Source organism: Blautia fusiformis, assembly GCF_020686995.1.
GTDB classification, from domain to species: domain Bacteria; phylum Bacillota; class Clostridia; order Lachnospirales; family Lachnospiraceae; genus Blautia_A; species Blautia_A fusiformis.
Genome location: NZ_JAJEPT010000003.1, coordinates 34,341 through 56,275 on the forward strand (window position 1 = coordinate 34,341; position 21,935 = coordinate 56,275).

Here is a 21,935-nt window from a genome sequence, read left to right on the forward strand (position 1 = left end):
ATGAACAAGATCGACAAGCTCGATAAGGAACTGGAAAAAGCCCGGGAGAAGGCTGCCGAGTGGCAGGCCAAAATCCGGGAGCTGGAAAAGCAGAAACAGGAGGAAGAAAACAGCCAGATCGTGCAGGCGGTGCGCTCCCTCAAACTGACGCCCGCCCAGCTTATGGCTTTTCTGAATGACCCCAAAAACAGCCTTACCGCTTCGGGCCATACTGACCCGAAGCCGGAGGCACCCGAAAAGGAGGACACAGCCCATGAAGAAAATTAAATACCGCAGGCTGGCGGCGATGGCTGCCAGCCTTTTGTGTTGCCTGATCTTTACGGTCCCGGCCTACGCCCAGAGCAGCGAGCCGCAGCCGGAGACAGCTCCCGCCCCGGCGGAAACCGAAGCGGAGCCGGAAACACAGAACCCCTTTACCCCGGACGGGACGGGAACCGTGGTGGACAACGCCACCGACGAGGACGGTAAAGAGTTTTACACCATTACCACAGCAGACGAGAGCGTGTTTTATCTGGTGATCGACAAACAGAAAACCAGCGAGAACGTCTATTTCCTCAATACCGTTACCACAGACGACCTTCTGCCTCTTGCCGAACAAGGTAAGGAACCGCCCAAAGAAGTGACCCCGGAGCCAGAGCCAAAGCCCACCGAACCGGTGGAGGAAGTACCGGAACCCGAGCCGGAGAAAAAGGACAGCCCCCTTCTCTCTCTGCTCCTGATCGGTGCGGTGGTGCTGGCCGGCGGTGGGATTGGTTACTATTTCAAGATTTACAAGCCGAAGCATGAAGCCCCGGATTTGGAAGATGATTACTGCGAATATGAGGACGGGGAGCTGGAGGAGATCGCAGAGGAACCCGAGGACGAAGATACCCCGCCGTGGGAGGAAGATACGGAGGAATGAGAATGAATTTTACAAGCAGCCCTTTTGAACGAATGATGAAGGAAGTACCGCACCCCGGCTGGGACAATGACAACCCTTGTAAGGGATGCCGTTACTACACGGAGTGCAAAGGAAAGAAAAAACAGTGCCGGAAGAAGTTCCGGGCGCTGATCGTGGAGCCCTGCCCTTCGGGCCATCGTGGCCCGAAGTCCTGAATGGACTCCCGGGAGCTGACCCGTGACGAGAAGAAGAAAATCCGTTCCCTTGTCACGGGAATGTGCGCCAACTATGACCGGGAAACGGGCCTGTGCCTGCCGCTGGACTGTGCCTGCTATATGCTGCACAAATGCTGGACAGGGGCGTACTGCCGTTACTTCCGTGAGGCTGTCCTGCCCCTTGACCCGGAGCTTCAAGCGGCGCTGACAACGGAAGGCATCTCCCCGGAGCTTCGGGCCTGTGCAGTCTGCGGAAAGGCATTTTTGCCCGAGGGGCGTCAAGCCTACTGCTCCGACGCCTGCAAGACCGAAGGGAACCGACGGAAAAGCCGGGAACGCATGAGGAAAATGCGGGAGAAAAGGCCGGGCGGCTGTTACGATTTGCCGCCTCCAAAGGCTTGACATTCCGGGCTTTTTGGAGGGTGTTTCCGGGGTGGGAATATCTTATTACATTCCTCCCCGGTCTGCCCTCTTATTTCGTAACATCCAGCACTTCGGGTCATGTTGGCCCGAGGCACAGAAAGGAGGGATCTCTTGGAGACAGTACAAGGATATGTGATTTTGAAAGCTGCCACCTTTGAAACCGGACACGGCTTTGCGCTGGGGCATAATCCGGGAGCGCCGAGCCCTTTTGTGACCTGGCAGTTTACCGAGGGGGAAAACGGCCATCGGGATTACTACTGGGGCCGCTATGGAACCAGTCAGGCGTGGGCGCAGAGGGACTTTGACCGCCGGGTGGACGACTATCAGCAGCTTTACCATGCGGCGGTCAAGCATACCGAGCTGGGACCGGAGGGCGTTTACCGCTATTATTCCACCCAGCGGCCCGTGGACATAGGAACTTACCCGAAGCCGCCGGATAACCAGCCCCTTTCCATCGTCAACTATGATGACGACAGGCGGCGTCCGGTGGCAGACGGCAGGCTGATGGCATGGGGCGAACTGACCTACGCAAAGTCGCTGACCGAAAAGCAGATGGAGGATTATGAACTGAAACCAGCACCGGGCAATCCTGACCGGGTGCGCCCATCCATTACCGCCCGGCTCAAAGAAGGAACCAGAGGGCAGGAACCCCAAAAGGAGCCCGGCCAGAAGCGGAGCCATAAAAACCATGAGGAACGATAAAGGAGGAACGCCATGCACGAAAAAGACAACTATCTGAAAACCGCCGAGCTCTCCACGGAGCAGAACTGCAACATGATCGACGGCGTACCCAACAACACGCCCATCCAACCCACGCCCCCGGAGCTGGACGCAAAGCCGCTGGATAAGGTAAAGGAACCCAAAGAGCGCCGGAAAGGCCGGGAGCTGGAACGCTGATGGAGAACCGCAAGCGGAATGTCCATCTGCACGTCATGGTAACGCCGGACGAGCTGGCGGCTATCCATGAACGGATGGCCGAGGCGGGCATTTCCAATGCCGGGGCTTATGTGCGGAAGATGGCTCTGAACGGGTATATCCTGCACGTTGACCTTGCGCCCATAAAAGAGCTGATCTCTCTGCAAAGACGCTGTTCCAACAATCTCAATCAGGTCGCCGTACACGCGCATACCTACGGCGTGTACCCGGAGGAAATCGACGGATTGAAGCGGGACTATGAAAAGCTGTGGGGCGAGGTGTCAAAGGTGCTGCGGGAGCTTTCCGAGCTGGTGGCAAAGTAAGACGAGGGCGGCAGGCTTCCGTTGCGGGGCTTGCCGCCCTGCTCTTTTTTTACCACTTCGGGCCAGTATGACCCAAAAGTTTGGGACAGGATTTACTAATCTTTCGCAACATTTATGTCCCCGGGCAAGCATGATAAAATAGAGGTAGGAAGGATAGATAAAGGAGGTTTTGAAGATGAAGATACTGCTGAAAATATTGGTTGCTCCCTTTGCTTTAGCGTTGTCCCTTCTGGCGGCTCTGCTGGTGTTCCTATTTGATATTTGTGCCGTCCTGCTGACGATTGCCTCTGTGATCCTGGCGGTGCTGGGTGTCGCTCTTTTTTTCACGCCGACGCCCATAGGCGGGATTGTATTTCTGTTTCTTGCCTTCCTTCTTTCGCCGTATGGACTGCAAGCGGCGGTGGGCTCCCTTCTTTGGGCGCTGGACGGAGGCAAATCCGCTCTGTACCGGTTTCTTGCAAGTTAAGCAGCCTCGGGCCATACTGACCCGAAGTCGGGGCGGTCTGAATGGGCCGCCCCTTTCTCATGGAAAGGAGGAATGATTTTTGGCTACCACAACTTTGTTGCAGCGCCATGCGGGCGAAGGCGAAACGATTGCTGAGGCTATCCGGGATTGTCTGGACTATGGCAAGAACCCGGAAAAAACAGAAAGCGGAAAGTACATCTCCGCTTATGAATGTGATCCGGTCACTGTGGCGGACGAGTTCCTTTTGGCAAAGGCCAGCTATGCCGCCATGACAGGCCGGGAACAGAAAAAGGCCAATGATGTGCTGTGCTATCAGATACGACAATCCTTCTATCCGGGCGAGATCACCCCGAAGGAGGCGAACCGTATCGGCTATGAGCTGGCTATGCGCTGGACAAAGGGGCGGCACGCTTTTATCGTTACCACGCACACCGATAAGCAGCACATCCATTGTCACATTTATTACAACTCCACCACCCTTGACTGCACCCGGAAATTCCGAAATTTTTGGGGCTCCAGCTTCGCCCTTCGGCGGCTCTCTGACAGGCTGTGCCTTGAAAACGGGCTGTCCATCGTGGAGAACCCGAAGCCCCGGAGCAAGAGCAAGTATCGGAACTATGGGGAGTGGCAGAAAGACCGGAAAGGGCCGCTTTCCTATCAGGACCGACTGCGCCTTGCCATTGATACTGCGCTGGCGGAACGCCCCGCTGATCTGGACGAATTTCTCAATTTGATGAAGCGGGCCGGGTATGAGGTCAAGACGGTTCGGGGCGGCGGTATCAGCTTCCGGCTGACCGGGCAGGGACAGGAACGCTTCACCCGTCTGCGTGCCTCCACGCTGGGGGACGGCTACGACTTGCAAGATGTTCTGTCCGCCATTGAGGGCAAAGAAAAACACCCCGGGCGCTCGGAGCGGAAAATCAGTCTGGCGGTGGATATTCAAGCAAAGCTGGCTGCCGGTAAGGGGCCGGGATATGAACGCTGGGCGAAGGTATTTAACATTAAGCAGATGGCCGCCGCTCTTGCCTATATACAGGACAATAACCTGACCGATTATGAGCAGTTGGCGAAGAAAGCCACCGAGGCGGCAGACCGTTTCCATGTTATTTCCGAACAGGTCAAGCAGACGGAACAGGCCATGAAAACCAATGCCGGGCTAAAGGCCGCAACGGTTCAGTATGCCAAAACCCGCCCAGTCTTTGAGCAGTATAAGGCGACGAAGTACAGCCGGAAATTCCTTGCGGAGCATGAGGCCGACCTTGAACTGTACCGGGCTGCACAAGCGGAAATGCGCTCTCTGCTGGGCGGGGCGAAGCTCCCTAAAATGGATGTGCTGAAGGAGGAAGGCCGCAAGCTCACAGCAAAGAAAAAACAGCTCTATGGAGAATACCAGAAGGCACGACGGGATATGCAGGAGATCGTCACGATCAAGGCGAACATTGACACTCTGATGGGCTACACCGAACCGGGAAGAAAGCAGGAAAAGGAGCGTTAAGGTTATGAAAACAAGGTGCAAAGCGACGCTGACACTTCGGGCCATGTTGGCCCGAAGATACGGGTTTGGGGCGAGCCCCAACAAGCCGCCTTTGTGCCACTTGTGGCCACAGAGGCATTGCTTGCCATTTAGCGGAACCCCCGAAAAGTACTCCAAAAACAAGAAAAACGAAGGCCCTTTTACATGACCTCCGTTTCTCTGGCTTTTTGTAGTCCCTCTGCTGTGGCCTCCATGACCGTCAATTCCTTTTCGTCCATTGAGTTGAGCAGTCTATCAATGTGCTGGCGGCAGTCGCTTTCGCTATTTTGCCTGTCAGGATAAAAGAATTGGTCTACGGAAATATCCAGCAAGGTGACGATTTGGTAAAAGGTATTCAGGCTTGGATGCTGACCCCGGTTTTCAAAATACATGATAGAGCGTGGGGTACGGTCTACAAGCTGTGCAAGATATTCCTGCGTCCAACCTTTTGCCTCTCTCTTGCGCTTGATCTCCCGGCCTAATGCGTGGAAGTCAAGCCGTCTGGTGTCTTGGTACATTCTCATATCACCCCTATATTATTTTACATTTCGGGTTTGACTATGAGAACGAAACACGATTTTATGTTTTAGTAGTATTTTATTGCCCGTCGGCAAGGTTGCCGATGTTACACGGACAAGGTATAATAACAGAAAGAAAATTTGAAAACTACACTTTAATCACAAAAATCTATGATACGCTATCTTTGGAGGTGTTATTATGCAAAGGATTTTAGTCGTTGAGGACGATTTTGATATTCAAGAACTTTTACAGAATTTTTTACAAGAAGCAGGATATGAAGTAGCTGTTGCAAATGATGGTGTCGAGGCACTATCTTTATTTGCGGGAGAACGATATGACTTGATTGTGTTGGACATTATGCTCCCCAAAATTGACGGTTACGGTGTCTGTGAATTGATACGCAAGCAATCTGATGTTCCTATCATTATGCTAACCGCATTAAGCGGAGAAGAAGATCAGATTAAAGGATTGGATTTGCAGGTGGATGACTACATCACAAAACCGTTTTCTATGCCTGTCCTGCTCCGCAAAATTGCGGCTGTACTTCGGCGCAGTAACCGGGAAACAGATGAAAAGTATCAAATCATTACTTATGGCAATTTGCTTTTGAACTGTGACAGCTACACCGCCACCGTGGACGGAGCTAATTTTGAACTGACACAAAAGGAATTTGAAATACTGCGGGAACTGCTGACCCATCAGGGCCGGATATTGACCCGGCAGAACTTGTTGGATAAGCTGTGGCGATATGATTTTTATGGGGACGAGCGTGTTGTTGATACCCATATCAAAAATCTACGAAAAAAATTGGGAATAGATTTCATTCAAACAATCAGAGGGGTGGGATATAAAGTTGATAAAGAGAATTAAAGGCAGTCTGTTTGCTAAAGTCTTTATTCTGACTGTGGCAGTTTTGCTCTGCGTGAGCTTTCTTGTCTATGGCGTTTTGGCTTGGTATATGCCTCAAACCTATTCTAACAATCTCAATGCGGCATTAGATGAACAGACAAGCGACTTTATTTATGAATTAGAACATATCCGTATGCAGGATAGCGGCGGACTTTTTGATCAGTTTCTTCAAAACACGACAATTAGCATGGTGGAGCTTTATACTGCTGATGGTGTTCTGGTGGAAACACCGTCTAACCAAAATAGCTTTAACGATGGGATCACCGGGGAGGCTCTTGGCGGAGCATCTTATGAAAGTGCGCCGATTATATCCAACAGCTATTACTTCTCATTTGCAGATGATAATAGCCAATATATTTTAACAGTTTATGGAGAAGCCTCTCAAATCGCAGAACTGCGGCAATCATTTGTAAGCGTATTACCGATTTTGTTTTGCGTTATTCTCCTTGTATCGTTGGCAACTGCTTGGGTGTATTCTCGTATCATTACAAACCCGGTATTAAAAATCAGTCGGATTTCTAAAGAGATGTCTGATATGCGGCTGGAATGGCAACTTGAGGAACGCCGTTCTGACGAGCTGGGTGTACTGGAGAATAGCTTGAATACGCTGTCCCGGAAACTATCTGCTACCTTGGAGGAGTTGCAAAGTGCAAATCTCCAGCTCCAAAAGGATATTGAACATCAAAAGGCGCTGGAACGGGCACAACAGGATTTCTTTTCTTCCGCTTCCCATGAACTGAAAACCCCTATCACTATTATCAAGGGTCAATTAGAGGGGATGCTATTGGGTATAGGGGCATATAAAGACCACGAAAAGTATCTTGCCCGATCCTTGGAAGTTGCAGCTACGCTTGAAACGATGGTGCAGGAAATATTAACGATTTCAAGGCTGGAAACCAATGTCGATTTCAAAATGGAGCATTTTGATTGCGCTCCCATGATACATGGCTATTTGAGGGAGATTGATGATTTAGTGGCAACAAAAGAGCTACAAATACATCTTGCTATACAGTCTCCCGCTTTTATCAATGGGAACAAATTACTGATTGAAAAGGTGTTCTCCAATTTGATTTCAAATGCTGTAAAGTATTCGCCGCATGGAGCAAGCGTTGATATTATTTTACAAAATACCAACGGACGCTTTTTGTTCTCCGTAGAGAACACAGGTACACATATACCAGAAGATGATATTCCCAAATTGTTTGACGCTTTTTATCGTATGGAGCAATCCCGCAGTAGAAGAACAGGCGGCAGCGGCTTAGGGCTTTATATGGTTCAAAGAATTTTACAACAACATAACAGCTATTGTGAGGCTTGCAACACAGAAAACGGTGTTAAATTCTTCTTCACGATTTAGCGGACAATCAGCGGCAGGTGAACAACCTGCCGCTTTTTTTAACTACACATAAATCACAAACTAATCCCAAAGGTATCCCAAAATGCTTTGCTATACTTGGGGTACATTCAAAGAAAGGATTGGTAAACACTATGAGAAGAATGGCATTATGCGCTGCGTCCATGCTCTTGTTAGGCTGTTTGGCTGGATGCAGTACGACACCACAGAACAGCCAGGAACAAGGTAATCCCGTTATCAAGGAAGAAATCAGTCAACCTCTTGGCGGTTCTGAGGCGCTGGGAAACAGCGAGGACAGCTCGGCACTCTCCGCCGCAGACAAAGAAAAAATGTTTGCACCTTATGAACAATACGGGATGACCTATGACGCGGTCAAAGATGAACTTACCTATAACGGGAATTTGGTTCGCTGGTTTGAGGACTATTATCCCATCAGTAACAACGAAACCGCCGGTATTGATTTTCTAAATGAGAACGGCACAGTAGATGTGTATGCTGTACGGGATTTAGAGAGCTTTTCAAAAGCGGCTGACGGCTCCGTTGATCCGGCGGGTAAACTGATTGGCTTAAAAGAGTTTACCCAGCAGGAATTTGACGCACGGGATATTGAGGCGTTGAAAAACAGCACATCCGTTGCTATGGCAGGAACGCCGCTTGAAGATAGCGAAACTGCAAAGCTCGTTGCAGAGTATGAGGCATTTGGAGTAACCTATGATGCCGAAAAAGATCAGTGGTATTTCAATGGTGAGGAAGTCCGCTATTTCCGGGATGTTCTCACTTCTAATGGTGAAAGCCTCACCAGCGGAAAATTCCAAGGCGAAATGAGAACGCTTGGAAGTGGTGTTGGCACAATAGACATTTATACCGTTCGTGATTACGGCCACTTGAACAGCGAACATCACGGAACATTAACTGGCATCGAGAAATACAGTCAAGAGGAATTTGACGAGCATACACAGGCCGGAATGTCTGGAAATCAGCCCATAGGTAATGCAAGCCATAACTAAATAAACCATCTATCTGCCGCACGACGGCAAAAGAAAAAAAGCCGTCGTACAGCAGCCTATCAATACGTCTATTTGAAACGGCGGCTCAATTTTCAGAGCCGCCGTTTCTCTTTGGATATTCAGTAACCCCACGGCGGCCCATAGGAGGGTGTCGCCGTGTCCATCTTACTTTCTCACAATTCCCATGACCTTCACCAGCTAAAAAAAGCGTAGCTCCCCCTCCGGGACAGTCTGGCTATGAAGGTACAATATATCAGTACAATTATGATAATGTAATTTCATGCGTCTGCATAGTGTCTTGCTGTGCGGGCGCATTTCTTTTGCTTTGCCCCGGGCCAACTTGGCCCGAAGTCCAACCCCGGTGTCGCTCTCCGCCGCCCTCCGCTTCGGTCGCTCGTCAACCAACAACCGAAACGGAGGTCAATATGGCTATTATCAATTTGCGGGACTATTACCCATTCTATACATCAGATTGCTTCATGGAAGTATCGGAAGAAGTTGCAGAAATGTTCAAAGAGTTTGATCGTAAAGAGGCTGCCTACCGGCTGCGTACATACCGCCACAAAGCCTACTATTCCCTTGATCGGGATGACGGGCTGGAGCATGAAGCTGTCTTTGTCGCCTTATCTCCCCATGAACTGTATGAGCGGAAAGTGACCATGCAGGAGCTTCATGCGGCGATTGCCAGTCTGCCGAACAAACAGGCAAAACGGATTTACGCTCATTTCATTCTCGGCATGACCAAACAGGATATTGCCCGGGCAGAGGGCGTCCATGAAAAAGTGGTTCGTGTCGCAATCGAGCGAGGTCTGCGGCACTTAGAAAAAATTTTGAAAAATTCTTTGTAAGGCGTACCGATTTAGGCCGGAAAATGAAATGGCTTATGAGAGGCAAAACACTTCGGGTCACAATGGCCCGAGGTTCAGACAAGCCTCATGCAGATTGAAAATTGAATAAAAAGACACCCGGATACGAAGGGAAACGCGCTGTGTGACAGACCCGCCATGACCTCGGATTTCAGAGAATACAGTCTTTGTAAAACTGAGCGAGCGAACAGGTCCATGCCATAGGTGGGGCAAGGCTGGCTCCACCGGAACAGGCGCAGAACCCGGATACTTGCGTTTAGTCACAGTCCGAGCGTTGAAGCGGCCTTGTAAGCCGTGAGCCGTCGCAGGCAATGAGAACGCCTTGCCATCAGAATGGGGAGAGTTGAAATACTATGGGGCATGAAGCCTATGCCCGTCCGGTGTGTCTGAAATGAAGTGAAAACCTATGGGGAGCCCCCGGCAATGCTGTCTGATGATAGGCCAACCAATCCGGCGTGGCTCCCCATCTTTTCAAAAAAAGGAGCACTTTATGGGAAATGCGTTTGGAATGATCCCCGGCTTGGAACCGGACGAATGGAGCAATGACGCCTGCCGTGGTTATGTCATTATGGCAATGGAGGACTGCGGATTTTCAAAGAAGGATATACGGCGTGTTGTGGGGCAGCTTTATGAAGTATTTGACCTCAACAGCGTGGAGGATGCCAAAGAAAAGTACCATTCCAGTCCTTACTGACCTCGGGTCACATCGACCCGAAGTGGAGAAAGCTCAAAGGGCGGCACCTGCTGGGTGCCGTCTTTTGACATTTCCCCACGGGACAAGTGGGAAAGGCAGGCATATACACGCACTTTCGCAAAGGAGGTTTTCAATGACGCAAGCTGTCACTTATGAACGAGAAACAAAGTCTGTCGCATTTCAAGGGAAGATCATTGTGCTGGAAAGCCTCACGCCGGTACTTCCCCCGAAGGAGAAAGCACAGCGCAAAAAAGAAATTGAGCGTTGTCTTTATGAGGTGTTCCGCAAATATGGAGACAGATTTCCCTAATCATTCGCAACATTGTTGTCCGGGGCTGCTGATGGTATAATATAGTTGTAAGGTTGGTAGCTCCATTCCAACAAGGAAAGGAGCCCAATATGGAATTTATCAGAGAAGATTGTATTTACGCAAGACAGTCAGTAGACCGCAAGGACAGTATCAGCATTGAAAGTCAGATTGACTTTTGCAAGTATGAATTGAAAGGTGGGAGCTGCCGGGTATTCAAGGACAAAGGCTATTCCGGTAAAAATACGGATAGGCCGGAGTTTCAAAAGCTGTTGGGCGAGATCCGCAAGGGAAAGGTCAGGCGGGTCATCGTGTATAAACTGGACCGTATAAGCCGCTCTATTCTGGACTTTGCAACGATGATGGAGCTGTTTCAAGAGTATGATGTGGAGTTTGTATCATCCACAGAAAAGTTTGATACTTCGACCCCGATGGGCCGGGCCATGCTGAATATCTGCATTGTATTCGCCCAGCTTGAACGGGAGACAATTCAGAAGCGTGTCACAGACGCCTACTATTCCCGGTGTCTGAAAGGTTTCCACATGAGCGGACAGGCACCATACGGTTATCAGTTAGAGCCTACTGTGGTAGAGGGTATCCGTACAAAGAAAATGGTTGCCGACCCCGTAGCCGCCGACCATGTTCGGCTGATGTTTGAAATGTACGCTGAACCGGAAACCTCCTTCGGAGATATTACCCGATACTTCGAGGAACATGACATAAAAATTTATGGAAAATCCATGTTCCGTACATTTCTTTCCCAGCTTTTAAGAAACCCCGTTTACGCACAGGCCGATTTGGAGCTGTACGAATTTTTCAAGAGTCAGGGTGCAGCGATTGTCAATGACGCTTCTGACTTTGCCGGAACAAACGGCTGCTATCTCTATCAGGGGCGGGATGTGAAGGAGGACAAGGACAGGTGCTTAAAAGACCAGATACTTGTTATCGCTCCCCATGAAGCACTCATTTCCTCTGACACATGGCTGAAATGCCGGAAAAAACTTATGGCAAATACCACCTTCCAGCAGGGACGGAAACCGAAGAACACTTGGCTGGCCGGAAAAATCAAATGCGGGCATTGTGGGTATGCTCTGAAAGCCACCCATGTACCAAACAGCACCGGATATTTCCGCTGTACCAAACGGACGGAAAACAAAGGCTGTCCGGGCTGTGGGAAAATCCGCAAAGAAGAATTTGAGCAATTCATTTTCTCGGCCATGCAGGAGAAATTCAAAGACTTTCAGATACTCCACGGCAGGGAGGAAAAAGTCAATCCGAAACTGACAGCCTATCAAGTGGAACTGGCACAGGTGGAGGCAGAAATTGAAAAGCTGCTGGACACGCTGACCGGAGCCAATGCGACCTTGCTTGCCTACGCTAACAAAAAAATTGAAGAACTGGACACCCGACGCCAGACCATTTCAAAGGCAATCGCCGAATTGAGTGTTGAAACCATATCGCCCCAGCAGATAAAGAAGTTATCCTATTATCTCGACAACTGGGACAGCATAGATTTTGACGACAAAAGAAAAGCCGCCGATGGTTTGATCTCTACGATCAAGGCCACCAGCGACCGTGTTCAGATAGAGTGGAAAATCTGACATTTCCGCTCTATCGCCCCTCATTTCTATTTTATCTTGTTTGTACCCCTTGTACACCGATGTTTCCATATTTAAATAAACTTCTTTATAAATTTCGTATTGAAAAAGTAAAATCTGTAGTTCCTGGAGGGGAAACAGGTCAATTATCCATATACAATGGTCTTAAATCTGCAAAACAGATTGCAAAAGATGAAAAAAGCATTGTTTTAATTCATGATGGCGTTAGACCATTGATTAATGAGAAAGTAATTAGTGATAATATTCAATCGGTGATTAAATATGGTTCTGCAATCACAACAGCTAAAGTAAAAGAGACAATACTTGTTGTTAATGAGGGAACAGCAACAATTGATTATGTCCCAAGTCGGAACAATTCAAGAGTTGCCAAAGCTCCACAAAGTTTTTGGCTAGATGATATTTTGAAAGCTCATGAAAAAGCACTTTCAGAAGGTGAAAAGAATTGTATTGATTCTTGCACAATGATGCAAAGATATGGATATGATCTTTATCTGATTGATGGACCAGGAGAAAATATTAAAATTACAACACCAGAAGATTTTTATACTATGCGAGCTATTCTTGAAGCAAAAGAAAATGAGCAAATATATGGGCTTGAATAAGGATAATAAAAAGCTTATAAAGAAAAATAAATTAAAGGAGGAGATGCTGGATGAGAAAAGGACCGCTAGAGGATGATTTGCAATATATCGCAAAATATCCGTTACAGTATGAGCAGCTGAAGGAAACCACTGTTCTGGTAACTGGGGCAACTGGGCTTATCGGAGCTTCAATAGTAAGAGCACTTATAGCAGTAGAAGGTATTCATATTATTGCATTAGTGAGAAATATTGAAAAAGCAAATAAATTATATAGTAGACATGAGTTGGACAATATTGAGCTTATTGTTGGTGATATCACATTTCCTATTAATGTTAATAAAAAAGTTGACTGGATCTTTCATTGTGCTGCTGTAACAACATCTAAATTAATGATTGAAAAACCAGTAGAGACATTATCTACAGCAATAGAAGGTACAAAAAATATTTTAGAACTTGCTTGTAAAAATGAATGTAAATCAATGGTATATATTTCATCAATGGAAATGTATGGAACATTTAATAATTCTGATACAGAGATAACAGAAGATAAGATTGGTTACATTAATCCATTGAAAGTACGTAGTAATTATCCTGAAAGTAAGCGGTTATGCGAAAATATGTGTGTTGCATATATGAGAGAATACGGAGTTAAAGTCAAGATTGCTAGGTTAGCACAAACGTTTGGCGCAGGAATTTTGCCAGGGGAGAATCGTGTATTTGCTCAATTTGCTAAAAGCGTAATTTCAGGAAGAGATATAGTATTGCATACGAGAGGATTATCGGAAGGAAATTATTGTTATACTCGAGATTGTGTTTTAGGATTATTTATAATTTTACTTTACGGAGAAAATGGTGAAGCATATAATGTGGCAAATCCAAAATCACATACTACAATTGCAGAAATGGCGCATATGGTTGCGGATAAAATTTCAAATGGGAAAATTAAAGTAATATACGATATTCCTAAAGATAATGTATTTGGTTATGCAGAAGATACGAAAATGAAGTTAAATTCTGATAAATTACAAGCTTTAGGGTGGACACCAGAAATAGGCTTAGAGGATGCATATAAGAGAATGATTGAACAGATGAAGATTGAGGAAATATAGAGTAAGTACGAAAATCTTATAAGTAAGAGAGTAGAAAAAATAAATGAAAAAGAAATCAATAAAACTAAATTTTGTTATGAATATAATTCTGACAATGTCTTCTTTCATTTTTCCATTGATAACTTTTCCGTATGTATCAAGAGTTTTATTGCCAGTTGGAACAGGAAAAGTGTCGATGGCAACATCTGTTATTACATATTTTTCTATGTTTGCTCAATTAGGTATTCCTACATATGGAATTCGGGCGTGTGCAAAAGTTAGGGATAATCGTGAGAAACTTTCCAAGGTGGCACAGGAACTTTTGATCATTAATATAATCATGAGTATGATTTCTTATATGGTATTGATTATATTGTTGTTTTATGTACCTAAATTTAGATGTGAAAAAGAATTGTATGTAATATTGAGTTTTAACATTATTTTGACATCTATCGGCATGGAATGGTTATATAAAGCCTTGGAACAGTATACTTATATCACAGTACGATCAGTTATTTTCAAATTTATCGCACTGATTTTTATGTTCTTTCTCGTACATAAACAGACGGATTATGTTATTTATGGTGGAATAACAATTTTTGCAGCTTCTGCATCGAATATTTTAAATTTGATTAATGCACATAAATTTATAAATCCGAAGCCTGTTGGAAATTACAATTTTGGACGACATCTAAAACCAGTATTGATATTCTTTGCTATGTCATGTGCAACAACAATATATACAAATCTTGATACGGTAATGTTGGGATTTATGACAACAGATACAGATGTGGGATATTATAATGCAGCAGTAAAAATTAAAGTAATCCTTGTGAGTGTTGTAACATCATTAGGGACAGTATTGTTGCCTAGAGCATCTTATTATATACAAAGAGGAGAATTGAAAGAGTTTCATAGAATTACAAGAAAGGCATTGAATTTTGTCTTTTTAATGGCAACACCTTTGTTTGTATATTTTATTTATTTTGCAAAAGAAGGGATTTTCTTTTTGTCAGGTAATAATTATGTTGGCTCTATTATACCCATGCAGGTGATTATGCCAACTCTTTTATTAATTGGTATTACAAATATACTTGGAATTCAGATACTTGTACCAACAGGACGAGAGAAAATTGTATTATATTCTGAGATTGTTGGTGCTGTCGTGGATGTCATTATCAATGCACTATTGATCCCGGTTTATGCGTCAACGGGAGCTGCAATAGGTACATTGGTTGCTGAGTTTGCAGTTTTTGTTGTCCAGTTTTATGCGTTAAAAGATGAAATTTTGAATACTTTTCGACAGATACATTATATAAAAATATTAATTGCATTGTCTGTCGGTAGTATTGTATCTTTGTGGGTGAAAATATTAAATTTAGAATGTTTTTTTTCATTAGTAATATCATCACTTCTTTTTTTTGGTGCATATGGATTTGTATTACTGATTTTGAAAGAAGAACTGTTTCTTGAAATTTTTAATACAATAAAAAATAAAATAATATAATATCTGTTGCATTAAATGATGAAAGGGAGAGATTAAATAAAAAGAATGGAAAATGTAAACAAAAACAACATATATCGGCAAGAAGATAAGGATATATTAAGAATTATATTGGTAGCTTTGGTAGTTATAGGTCACGGGACATATTATAATATAACTACAAAATTTGGAGGCATTAATTACGGAACTATGATGTCAGATGCGTCTATATCTGATACAATGTTTCATAAAATTACAAGCATTTTAACAAATTTTATTTATACATTTCATATGCCAGCATTTATAGCGCTATCTGGAAGTCTTTTTTCATTGAAAAAGAATATTAATACCAGGGGAACTATTATAAAAAAGACAAAAAGGTTACTGGTTCCATTTATTGCTGTATGGATTTTCTGGAATTTACCTGTTAAATATTTTTCGGGTTATTACCATGGTGTTAGTATAAAGGGAATGCTATTGCAGTTGATTTTTCCTTCATGTGTATATTTATGGTATTTAGAATGTTTGTTTTTTGTGTTTGTCATTGCAAGTTTTGTTTGTAAATTAGAAACAAAAAAGCAAATAGTTATAGTTAGCTTTTGTTGGTGCATAGGAGTAATCTTATATAAAGGATTGGATCAATATCACGTTTTGGGAGATCCTTTATATTATCTTTTATGGTTTTATCTGGGATATAGATTGGAAAATATGATTGAGTGGTTGAAAAAACATAATATTTGGAAAGATTCATCGATATTATGTTTGTTTGGGCTGGTATGTTTATCTTTTATTGTCGATAAAATAGTAAAGATTCATTTTTTCCATTTTTTGAGTTCGTATATTGTATGTCCATTTTTTATGTTGATAGTTTTAAACTATATAGTAAGGCATATAAAAATAAATGGTAGAGCAATAAAGTCATTGAGTGACTATGGAATGGGAATATATTTGTATGCAGAACCATTAAATTATTTATTTTTATTTTGGTTTTATCGTTTTTGTGGAATTGAATTTTTTGGTTCAGAGTTCGGGGCAGCAATAATATATTTTTCAAGAATTGTTATAACACCAATAATAGCAATAGGTATTACATGGATATTAAAAAAATTTAATTTGAAATATTTATATTAATAAGGCAGATAGAAAGTTAAAGATGTAACTAAAGAAATTGATAACAGGGAGAAATTAAAATGATGTACAATTATTTAGTAGTAGGTTCCGGCTTATACGGAGCAATCTTCGCGCACGAAGCAAAAAAATCAGGAAAGACAGTTCTTGTAGTAGACAAGCGACCGAATATTGCTGGAAATGTTTACACAGAGAAAACAGAAGGTATTAACGTACATAAATATGGAGCACATATTTTCCATACTAACAACAAGAAAGTATGGAATTATATCACTCAGTTTGCAGAGTTCAACAGGTTTACAAACAGCCCGGTCGCTAATTATAAAGGGGAACTTTACAGTCTTCCTTTTAATATGTATACATTTAATAAAATGTGGGGTGTGGTAACACCGGAGGAAGCTGCAGCGAAGATTGAGGAGCAGAGAAAAGAAGCTGGAATTACAGAACCAAAGAATCTGGAAGAGCAGGCAATTTCACTGGTCGGACGTGACATTTATGAAAAGTTGATCAAGGGTTATACCGAGAAACAGTGGGGACGTGACTGTAAGGATCTTCCTTCGTTTATTATTAAACGTCTGCCGGTTCGTCTGACATTTGATAATAACTATTTTAATGCTTTGTATCAGGGTATCCCAGTTGGAGGTTACACGAAGATGGTAGCAAATCTTCTGGAAGGTATTGAGGTTCGTTTGAGTACAGATTATCTGGAAAACAAAGATGAATTAGATGCGATGGCTGAAAAAGTAGTTTACACAGGTCCGATCGATGCATATTTTGATTATAAGCTTGGTACACTGGAATATCGTTCCGTGCGTTTTGAAACAGAAACTCTGGATAAACCGAATTTCCAGGGAAATGCAGCTGTGAATTATACGGATCGGGAAACTCCATGGACGCGTATCATTGAGCATAAATGGTTTGAATTTGGTAAGGATGAGGAAGGTAACGATCTTCCTAAGACAGTGATCAGCCGAGAATTCAGTTCTGAGTGGAAGCCGGGGGATGAGCCGTATTATCCTGTTAACGATGAAAAGAATGGAGCTCTTTACGCAGAGTATAAAAAGCTGGCAGAAGCTGAGACAAATGTGATTTTTGGCGGACGTCTTGGTGAATATAAATATTATGACATGGATCAGGTTATTGCGGCTGCATTAGACCGCTGTGAAAAAGAATTGCATTAAGATCAGGAAATGAGGGGAAATTAAATGCAAACAACATTACTTATCATGGCTGCTGGTATCGGTTCCCGTTTTGGCGGTGGTATCAAACAGCTGGAGCCGGTTGATGAACAGGGCCATATCATCATGGATTATTCGATTCATGACGCAATCGAAGCAGGTTTTAACAAGGTGGTTTTTATTATCCGAAAGGATATTGAAAATGAATTTAAGGATGTGATCGGGAATCGGATCGAGGCGGTCTGCAAGGCGCATTCTGTTACTGTGGAGTATGTTTTCCAGGATATCAACGATATTCCGGGAGAACTTCCGGAAGGCCGTACGAAGCCTTGGGGTACCGGACAGGCGGTTCTGGCTGCAAAGGATGTTTTGACAACGCCTTTTGTTGTGATCAATGCAGATGATTATTATGGAAAAGAAGGATTCCGTGAGATTCATGATTATCTTGTAAAAGGAGGCCAGTCCTGCATGGCTGGTTTTGTGTTGAAGAATACGTTGTCTGATAATGGTGGTGTGACACGTGGTATCTGCAAAATGGATGAGTATAATAATCTGACGGAGATTGTGGAGACTTCCAATATTGTAAAGAATGCAGAAGGTGCCGAGGCGGACGGCGTAAAGCTGGATACAGAATCACTTGTTTCTATGAATATGTGGGGATTGGCACCGGAGTTCCTGAAAACGCTGGAAAGTGGTTTTCAATATTTTTTTGAAAAAGTGGTCCCGGAGAATCTTATAAAGGAGGAATTTTTGATTCCAACATTTATTGGAGAACTTCTGGCAGAAGGAAGGATATCCGTAAAGGTTCTTCGTACCAATGATACTTGGTATGGTATGACTTATAAAGAGGATGTTGCTGCAGTGAAGGATAGTTTCAGAGAGATGTTGGAAAAAGGAATTTACAGAGAAGAGCTTTTTGCTGATTTATAAGAGTTTTTTTGTATAAAAGCGAGGCCGTCAGTAAATGGGGATAATGTTACTATTATTTTATATAGAAGGCATATAAGAATATAGAATCATTTGCAAATGGCCCCAATATATAAAGAAATAAAGGAACATTGTGATGAATATATCGGTGATGAATTCGAAGGATAATTGGAATATATTTAGCAAAAATCGTAATGCAATTTATGGTGTGGCGATAATTTCAATTATGATATTTCATTTTTTTGAAGATATAGCAAATTCAAATTTATCCGGAGGGGGATTGGGATTTTTAGGCAAGTTGTATAACACATTCATTGGTAGTGTTGGAGTTGAGTTCTTTGTTTTTCTGTCCGGCGTTGGATTATATTTTTCGATGTCAAAAGATTCCAATATTTTGCATTTTTTTCAGAAGAGAATAAAGAGAATTTTGCCAGTTTATCTTATGGTTGCTATTCCATATTGGATTGTGATTGATCTTATTATCATGCAAAAAGGTGTCAAGATGTTTGCATTTGATTTTGGCTTTGTTACATTTTTTACACAAGGGACAAGAACCTTTTGGTATGTGTTATTTATTGTTTTTGCATATTTAATTTATCCATTTGTTTATAAGATATTGCATGTAAAGTGGTCAGATTGGGGGCAACTGTTAATTCTTCTTATTATAGCTTTAGTTATTCAATTTTTACCGAGAATTGTAGATCCTGTATTGAATTTAAATATAGAAATTCTATTGGGAAGATTTCTTGTTTTTTTCATAGGGTGTTGGTGTGGAAAAAAAGTTTACCAGAATGCTTGTATTAATAATATAGATAAAATGGGAATTTTATTTGGAGTAATGATAATGCTGTGCGGCTTTTTACCGGTAACCAAAATAGTTGTGTCAAAACTAGGATTTAGGATTTTGATGTGTTTTTGGGGGATTTTTTTGCTGTATTGTATTGCTGTAAGTATGCGAAAGATGCCTAAAAGAATTGTAAAGATATTGGAGCAGTTTGGAAAAATGTCTTATGAATTATATTTGACTCATGTTGCAATTAGAGCACTTATGAATGTTATAGGGATAAAGACATTTTATTTTCAAAATTATGTTTTTTGTATTTTGATAAGTTTGTTTTTGACATACACAATTGTAAAATTACAAAAAAAGCTGATTTAGGGTAATAGATAACAATCGGCTTCTGCCTTGGTCAGAAGAATAGCAAAATGCTCAGATCCTCTGTAAAGGATCTGAGCATTTCCAATACGAACTATTTCTTCTGTAATTTCAGCACGTCCTCAAGAGAAAGTCCTGAAAATCTGGAGATGTCTTCAGGGGAGAATCTTGGATCCTGAAGCATACGCTGTGCTGTCAGCATAGCTTGTTCCTGATGGCCTTCGGCACGCGCATTATCGCACATTTCCTGAACAGCCTGACACATATTAACACTCCCTTCTGTTTCTGTGAAACGTAAGTTGATACCAGTTATGGAGTCAATGACCCGGGCTGCTTTGAGCTCGAGTGAGCGGAAGCCGGGGGTCTGTGAGGTAAGCTCCTGAAGCTTCCGTTTATCTTTGGAATATTTGATGAAGAGCATGACTTCTTTGAGATTGCTCTGGAGTTTGTCAAGTTCTTCATCCTTTATCTCGGCAGGTGAGAAGAGATTGATCCGGTAATCCGGGACCATGGAAAGAATTTCGGGGGCCTGGACAGAGAGCATTTCGTGGAGGCTCCTGGGAGCGTTCCAGGTGTCGGAACCGAAGTACACGACCGTGGTTATGACCGGGATGAGCCGGTCATCCTTGTAGAAGCCGGTAAGATATTCTCCGGATGTGGAAGGCCATTGCTTTGCTTCTCTGTGTGATCTGGCGGAATTTTCTACCTGCCCTGCGTATTCTAATGCATCATAGACCATGTTTTTGACCGGCATTGCATAGTGTGTTTCCGATTGATTTTCAATCCCCAGGAGAAGATAGATCCTTGAATCATCGTGCATAACATTAAGAGATTTGAATTCGTCCCGGAATTTCTGGACGGGAACTTCTGAAGTGCCGGATCCGTAGGGGACAGCGAGAGCTGTAGTATCCAGTGGATGAAGAGTGTCAGGGTCTATGATGTTTTTTCCTTTGTACAGCATATGGTTGAACACATCCGCAAAAACGCGGTTGTCAGCCATGTAATCTTTGGTGATGGTATCCTTTGTACCCATAGGTTTCACCACCTTCGATCTGTTTATGTGATCAGAGTAGTTTATTATCTGATCCAGTTACAGGGTATCATACATTTTGGTGTTTGAGAAGCGGATATCTGATATTTTATCGGGATTTTACAGTGGCTTCTTGCCAGCTACCCTTTTCCGGTGTTAAAATAACAGCATCAATGAAAGAACAGGGAGAATGAAATCAATGTACGATTATCTTATCGTAGGTGCCGGTCTTTACGGTGCGGTTTTTGCACAGGAGGCGAAGCGTGCCGGGAAGTCAGTGCTTGTGATCGACAAGCGTCCGCATATTGCGGGAAATGTATATACAGAGAAGGTGGAAGGAATCAACGTGCATAAATACGGTGCACATATTTTCCATACCAATAATAAGAAGGTCTGGGATTATATCACCCGGTTTGCCACCTTCAATCGTTTTACCAACAGTCCGGTTGCCAATTATCACGGGGAGCTGTACAGTCTTCCGTTTAATATGTATACCTTTAACAGGATGTGGGGCGTGGTGACTCCGGAGGAGGCTGCGGCAAAGATCGAGGAGCAGCGGCAGGCTGCAGGGATTACGGAACCTTCGAATCTGGAGGAACAGGCTATCAGCCTTGTAGGTACGGATATTTATGAGAAGCTGATCAAGGGCTATACGGAGAAGCAGTGGGGACGTCCATGTACGGAGCTTCCTGCTTTTATCATCAAGAGGCTTCCGGTGCGTCTGACCTTTGACAATAACTATTTCAATGCGTTGTACCAGGGAATCCCGGTGGGTGGTTATACGAAGATGGTTGCCAATCTGCTGGACGGTATCGAGGTACGGCTGAATGAGGATTATCTGGAGAAAAAAGAGCAGTACGATGCAATGGCGGAGAAGGTGATCTACACAGGTGCCATCGACGCGTATTTTGACTATAAGCTGGGAACTCTGGAGTATCGTTCTGTGCGTTTTGAGAATGAAACACTGGATAAACCCAATTTCCAGGGAAATGCAGCAGTGAATTATACGGATGTGGAGACTCCATGGACCCGTATCATCGAGCATAAATGGTTTGAGTTCGGAAAGGATGAGGAGGGTAATGATCTTCCGAAAACGGTGATCAGCCGGGAATACAGTTCCGAGTGGAAGCCTGGAGATGAGCCGTATTATCCGGTCAATGATGAGAAGAACGGAGCGCTTTACGGACAATATAAGGAGCTTGCAGAGAAGGAACCGAAGGTGATCTTCGGCGGCCGTCTTGGTGAATATAAATATTATGACATGGATGCGGTGATCGCTTCTGCGCTGGATATGTGTGAGCGGGAGCTTGCATAAAAAAGATACTGGATATAACTAATGATAAGATCCTCTTAT

Annotated in this window: 26 protein-coding genes; 24 read left to right on the top strand and 2 right to left on the bottom strand. The window is 43.8% G+C overall.

Translation table 11 applies throughout. The annotated features are described in order from the left end of the window. The 9 genes from LKD46_RS03700 to LKD46_RS03740 all read left to right on the top strand — a co-directional run bounded on the left by LKD46_RS03700 (position 1) and on the right by LKD46_RS03740 (position 4,717). The gene (locus LKD46_RS03700) at positions 1-267 is read left to right on the top strand and encodes a DUF4315 family protein (protein ID WP_005927622.1); all 267 of its coding nucleotides are present in this window, start codon (positions 1-3) and stop codon (positions 265-267) included. Further along, positions 254-901, top strand: a complete 648-nt coding sequence (locus tag LKD46_RS03705; protein WP_118280946.1) for a DUF4366 domain-containing protein — start codon at positions 254-256, stop codon at positions 899-901. Before LKD46_RS03700 ends, LKD46_RS03705 begins: the two co-directional genes overlap by 14 nt. A gap of 2 nt (positions 902-903) precedes the next feature. After that, positions 904-1,095 carry a hypothetical protein gene (locus LKD46_RS03710; RefSeq protein WP_227573818.1) on the top strand — a complete coding sequence of 64 codons (192 nt, stop codon included), beginning with the start codon at positions 904-906 and terminating at the stop codon, positions 1,093-1,095. After that, positions 1,096-1,497: a cysteine-rich VLP domain-containing protein gene (locus LKD46_RS03715; RefSeq protein ID WP_227573819.1), complete on the top strand. Its 402-nt coding sequence runs from the start codon at positions 1,096-1,098 to the stop codon at positions 1,495-1,497. A gap of 132 nt (positions 1,498-1,629) precedes the next feature. Then, on the top strand, positions 1,630-2,220 hold the full coding sequence (locus LKD46_RS03720; RefSeq protein WP_227573820.1) for a defense against restriction DarA-related protein: 591 nt from the start codon (positions 1,630-1,632) through the stop codon (positions 2,218-2,220). A gap of 12 nt (positions 2,221-2,232) precedes the next feature. Continuing rightward, complete coding sequence (locus LKD46_RS03725) at positions 2,233-2,415, top strand: DUF4316 domain-containing protein (RefSeq protein WP_023042373.1); 183 nt, start codon at positions 2,233-2,235, stop codon at positions 2,413-2,415. Beyond that, on the top strand, positions 2,415-2,756 hold the full coding sequence (locus tag LKD46_RS03730) for a plasmid mobilization protein (RefSeq protein WP_021419845.1): 342 nt from the start codon (positions 2,415-2,417) through the stop codon (positions 2,754-2,756). The genes LKD46_RS03725 and LKD46_RS03730 overlap by 1 nt, the downstream gene beginning before the upstream one ends. 175 nt (positions 2,757-2,931) lie before the next feature. Beyond that, positions 2,932-3,222 (top strand): CD1845 family protein, encoded by a 291-nt coding sequence (locus LKD46_RS03735; RefSeq protein WP_158398577.1) that lies wholly within the window; start codon positions 2,932-2,934, stop codon positions 3,220-3,222. Between the two features lie 79 nt (positions 3,223-3,301). Beyond that, positions 3,302-4,717: a relaxase/mobilization nuclease domain-containing protein gene (locus tag LKD46_RS03740; protein ID WP_227573821.1), complete on the top strand. Its 1,416-nt coding sequence runs from the start codon at positions 3,302-3,304 to the stop codon at positions 4,715-4,717. A 179-nt stretch (positions 4,718-4,896) separates the two neighbouring features. Here LKD46_RS03740 and LKD46_RS03745 read toward each other — a convergent pair whose 3' ends face one another. Beyond that, on the bottom strand, positions 4,897-5,253 hold the full coding sequence (locus tag LKD46_RS03745; protein ID WP_007887838.1) for a helix-turn-helix transcriptional regulator: 357 nt from the start codon (positions 5,251-5,253) through the stop codon (positions 4,897-4,899). Between the two features lie 199 nt (positions 5,254-5,452). On the opposite strand from LKD46_RS03745, the gene LKD46_RS03750 reads away from it, so the two are divergent. The 14 genes from LKD46_RS03750 to LKD46_RS03815 all read left to right on the top strand — a co-directional run bounded on the left by LKD46_RS03750 (position 5,453) and on the right by LKD46_RS03815 (position 19,554). Further along, on the top strand, positions 5,453-6,124 hold the full coding sequence (locus LKD46_RS03750) for a response regulator transcription factor (RefSeq protein ID WP_007887836.1): 672 nt from the start codon (positions 5,453-5,455) through the stop codon (positions 6,122-6,124). Continuing rightward, entirely contained in the window at positions 6,108-7,520 is a 1,413-nt protein-coding gene (locus tag LKD46_RS03755; protein WP_195522533.1) for a sensor histidine kinase, read from the top strand. The genes LKD46_RS03750 and LKD46_RS03755 overlap by 17 nt, the downstream gene beginning before the upstream one ends. Before the next feature lie 131 nt (positions 7,521-7,651). Next, on the top strand, positions 7,652-8,524 hold the full coding sequence (locus tag LKD46_RS03760) for a hypothetical protein (protein ID WP_227573822.1): 873 nt from the start codon (positions 7,652-7,654) through the stop codon (positions 8,522-8,524). 425 nt (positions 8,525-8,949) lie between these two features. Further along, the gene (locus LKD46_RS03765; protein WP_044927992.1) at positions 8,950-9,372 is read left to right on the top strand and encodes an RNA polymerase sigma factor; all 423 of its coding nucleotides are present in this window, start codon (positions 8,950-8,952) and stop codon (positions 9,370-9,372) included. 508 nt (positions 9,373-9,880) lie between these two features. Continuing rightward, a complete protein-coding gene (locus LKD46_RS03770; protein WP_044927990.1) occupies positions 9,881-10,084 on the top strand; it encodes a hypothetical protein in 204 nt (67 codons plus the stop codon). Positions 10,085-10,217: 133 nt separating this feature from the next. Then, positions 10,218-10,394, top strand: a complete 177-nt coding sequence (locus tag LKD46_RS03775; RefSeq protein ID WP_165483719.1) for a hypothetical protein — start codon at positions 10,218-10,220, stop codon at positions 10,392-10,394. A gap of 89 nt (positions 10,395-10,483) precedes the next feature. Continuing rightward, positions 10,484-11,992, top strand: a complete 1,509-nt coding sequence (locus tag LKD46_RS03780; RefSeq protein ID WP_005927564.1) for a recombinase family protein — start codon at positions 10,484-10,486, stop codon at positions 11,990-11,992. Beyond that, positions 11,980-12,612 (top strand): IspD/TarI family cytidylyltransferase, encoded by a 633-nt coding sequence (locus tag LKD46_RS03785; protein WP_227573823.1) that lies wholly within the window; start codon positions 11,980-11,982, stop codon positions 12,610-12,612. The genes LKD46_RS03780 and LKD46_RS03785 overlap by 13 nt, the downstream gene beginning before the upstream one ends. A gap of 50 nt (positions 12,613-12,662) precedes the next feature. Beyond that, the gene (locus tag LKD46_RS03790) at positions 12,663-13,700 is read left to right on the top strand and encodes an NAD-dependent epimerase/dehydratase family protein (RefSeq protein WP_118368689.1); all 1,038 of its coding nucleotides are present in this window, start codon (positions 12,663-12,665) and stop codon (positions 13,698-13,700) included. 43 nt (positions 13,701-13,743) lie between these two features. Then, the gene (locus LKD46_RS03795) at positions 13,744-15,186 is read left to right on the top strand and encodes a flippase (RefSeq protein WP_118368690.1); all 1,443 of its coding nucleotides are present in this window, start codon (positions 13,744-13,746) and stop codon (positions 15,184-15,186) included. Between the two features lie 45 nt (positions 15,187-15,231). Next, a complete protein-coding gene (locus LKD46_RS03800; protein WP_118368691.1) occupies positions 15,232-16,293 on the top strand; it encodes an acyltransferase family protein in 1,062 nt (353 codons plus the stop codon). 62 nt (positions 16,294-16,355) lie between these two features. Further along, the gene (glf, locus tag LKD46_RS03805) at positions 16,356-17,471 is read left to right on the top strand and encodes a UDP-galactopyranose mutase (protein WP_334297696.1); all 1,116 of its coding nucleotides are present in this window, start codon (positions 16,356-16,358) and stop codon (positions 17,469-17,471) included. A gap of 24 nt (positions 17,472-17,495) precedes the next feature. Next, positions 17,496-18,398 carry a sugar phosphate nucleotidyltransferase gene (locus LKD46_RS03810; protein WP_118368693.1) on the top strand — a complete coding sequence of 301 codons (903 nt, stop codon included), beginning with the start codon at positions 17,496-17,498 and terminating at the stop codon, positions 18,396-18,398. 133 nt (positions 18,399-18,531) lie between these two features. Next, on the top strand, positions 18,532-19,554 hold the full coding sequence (locus LKD46_RS03815; RefSeq protein WP_118368694.1) for an acyltransferase family protein: 1,023 nt from the start codon (positions 18,532-18,534) through the stop codon (positions 19,552-19,554). 91 nt (positions 19,555-19,645) lie between these two features. On the opposite strand, the gene LKD46_RS03820 is transcribed toward LKD46_RS03815, so the two are convergent. Further along, positions 19,646-20,584, bottom strand: coding sequence for an Rpn family recombination-promoting nuclease/putative transposase (locus LKD46_RS03820; RefSeq protein ID WP_227573824.1), 939 nt, complete (start codon positions 20,582-20,584; stop codon positions 19,646-19,648). A 196-nt stretch (positions 20,585-20,780) separates the two neighbouring features. Between LKD46_RS03820 and glf (LKD46_RS03825) the strand changes: the two genes are divergently transcribed. Beyond that, positions 20,781-21,896 carry a UDP-galactopyranose mutase gene (glf, locus tag LKD46_RS03825; RefSeq protein ID WP_059086081.1) on the top strand — a complete coding sequence of 372 codons (1,116 nt, stop codon included), beginning with the start codon at positions 20,781-20,783 and terminating at the stop codon, positions 21,894-21,896. The last annotated feature ends 39 nt before the right edge of the window (positions 21,897-21,935 follow it).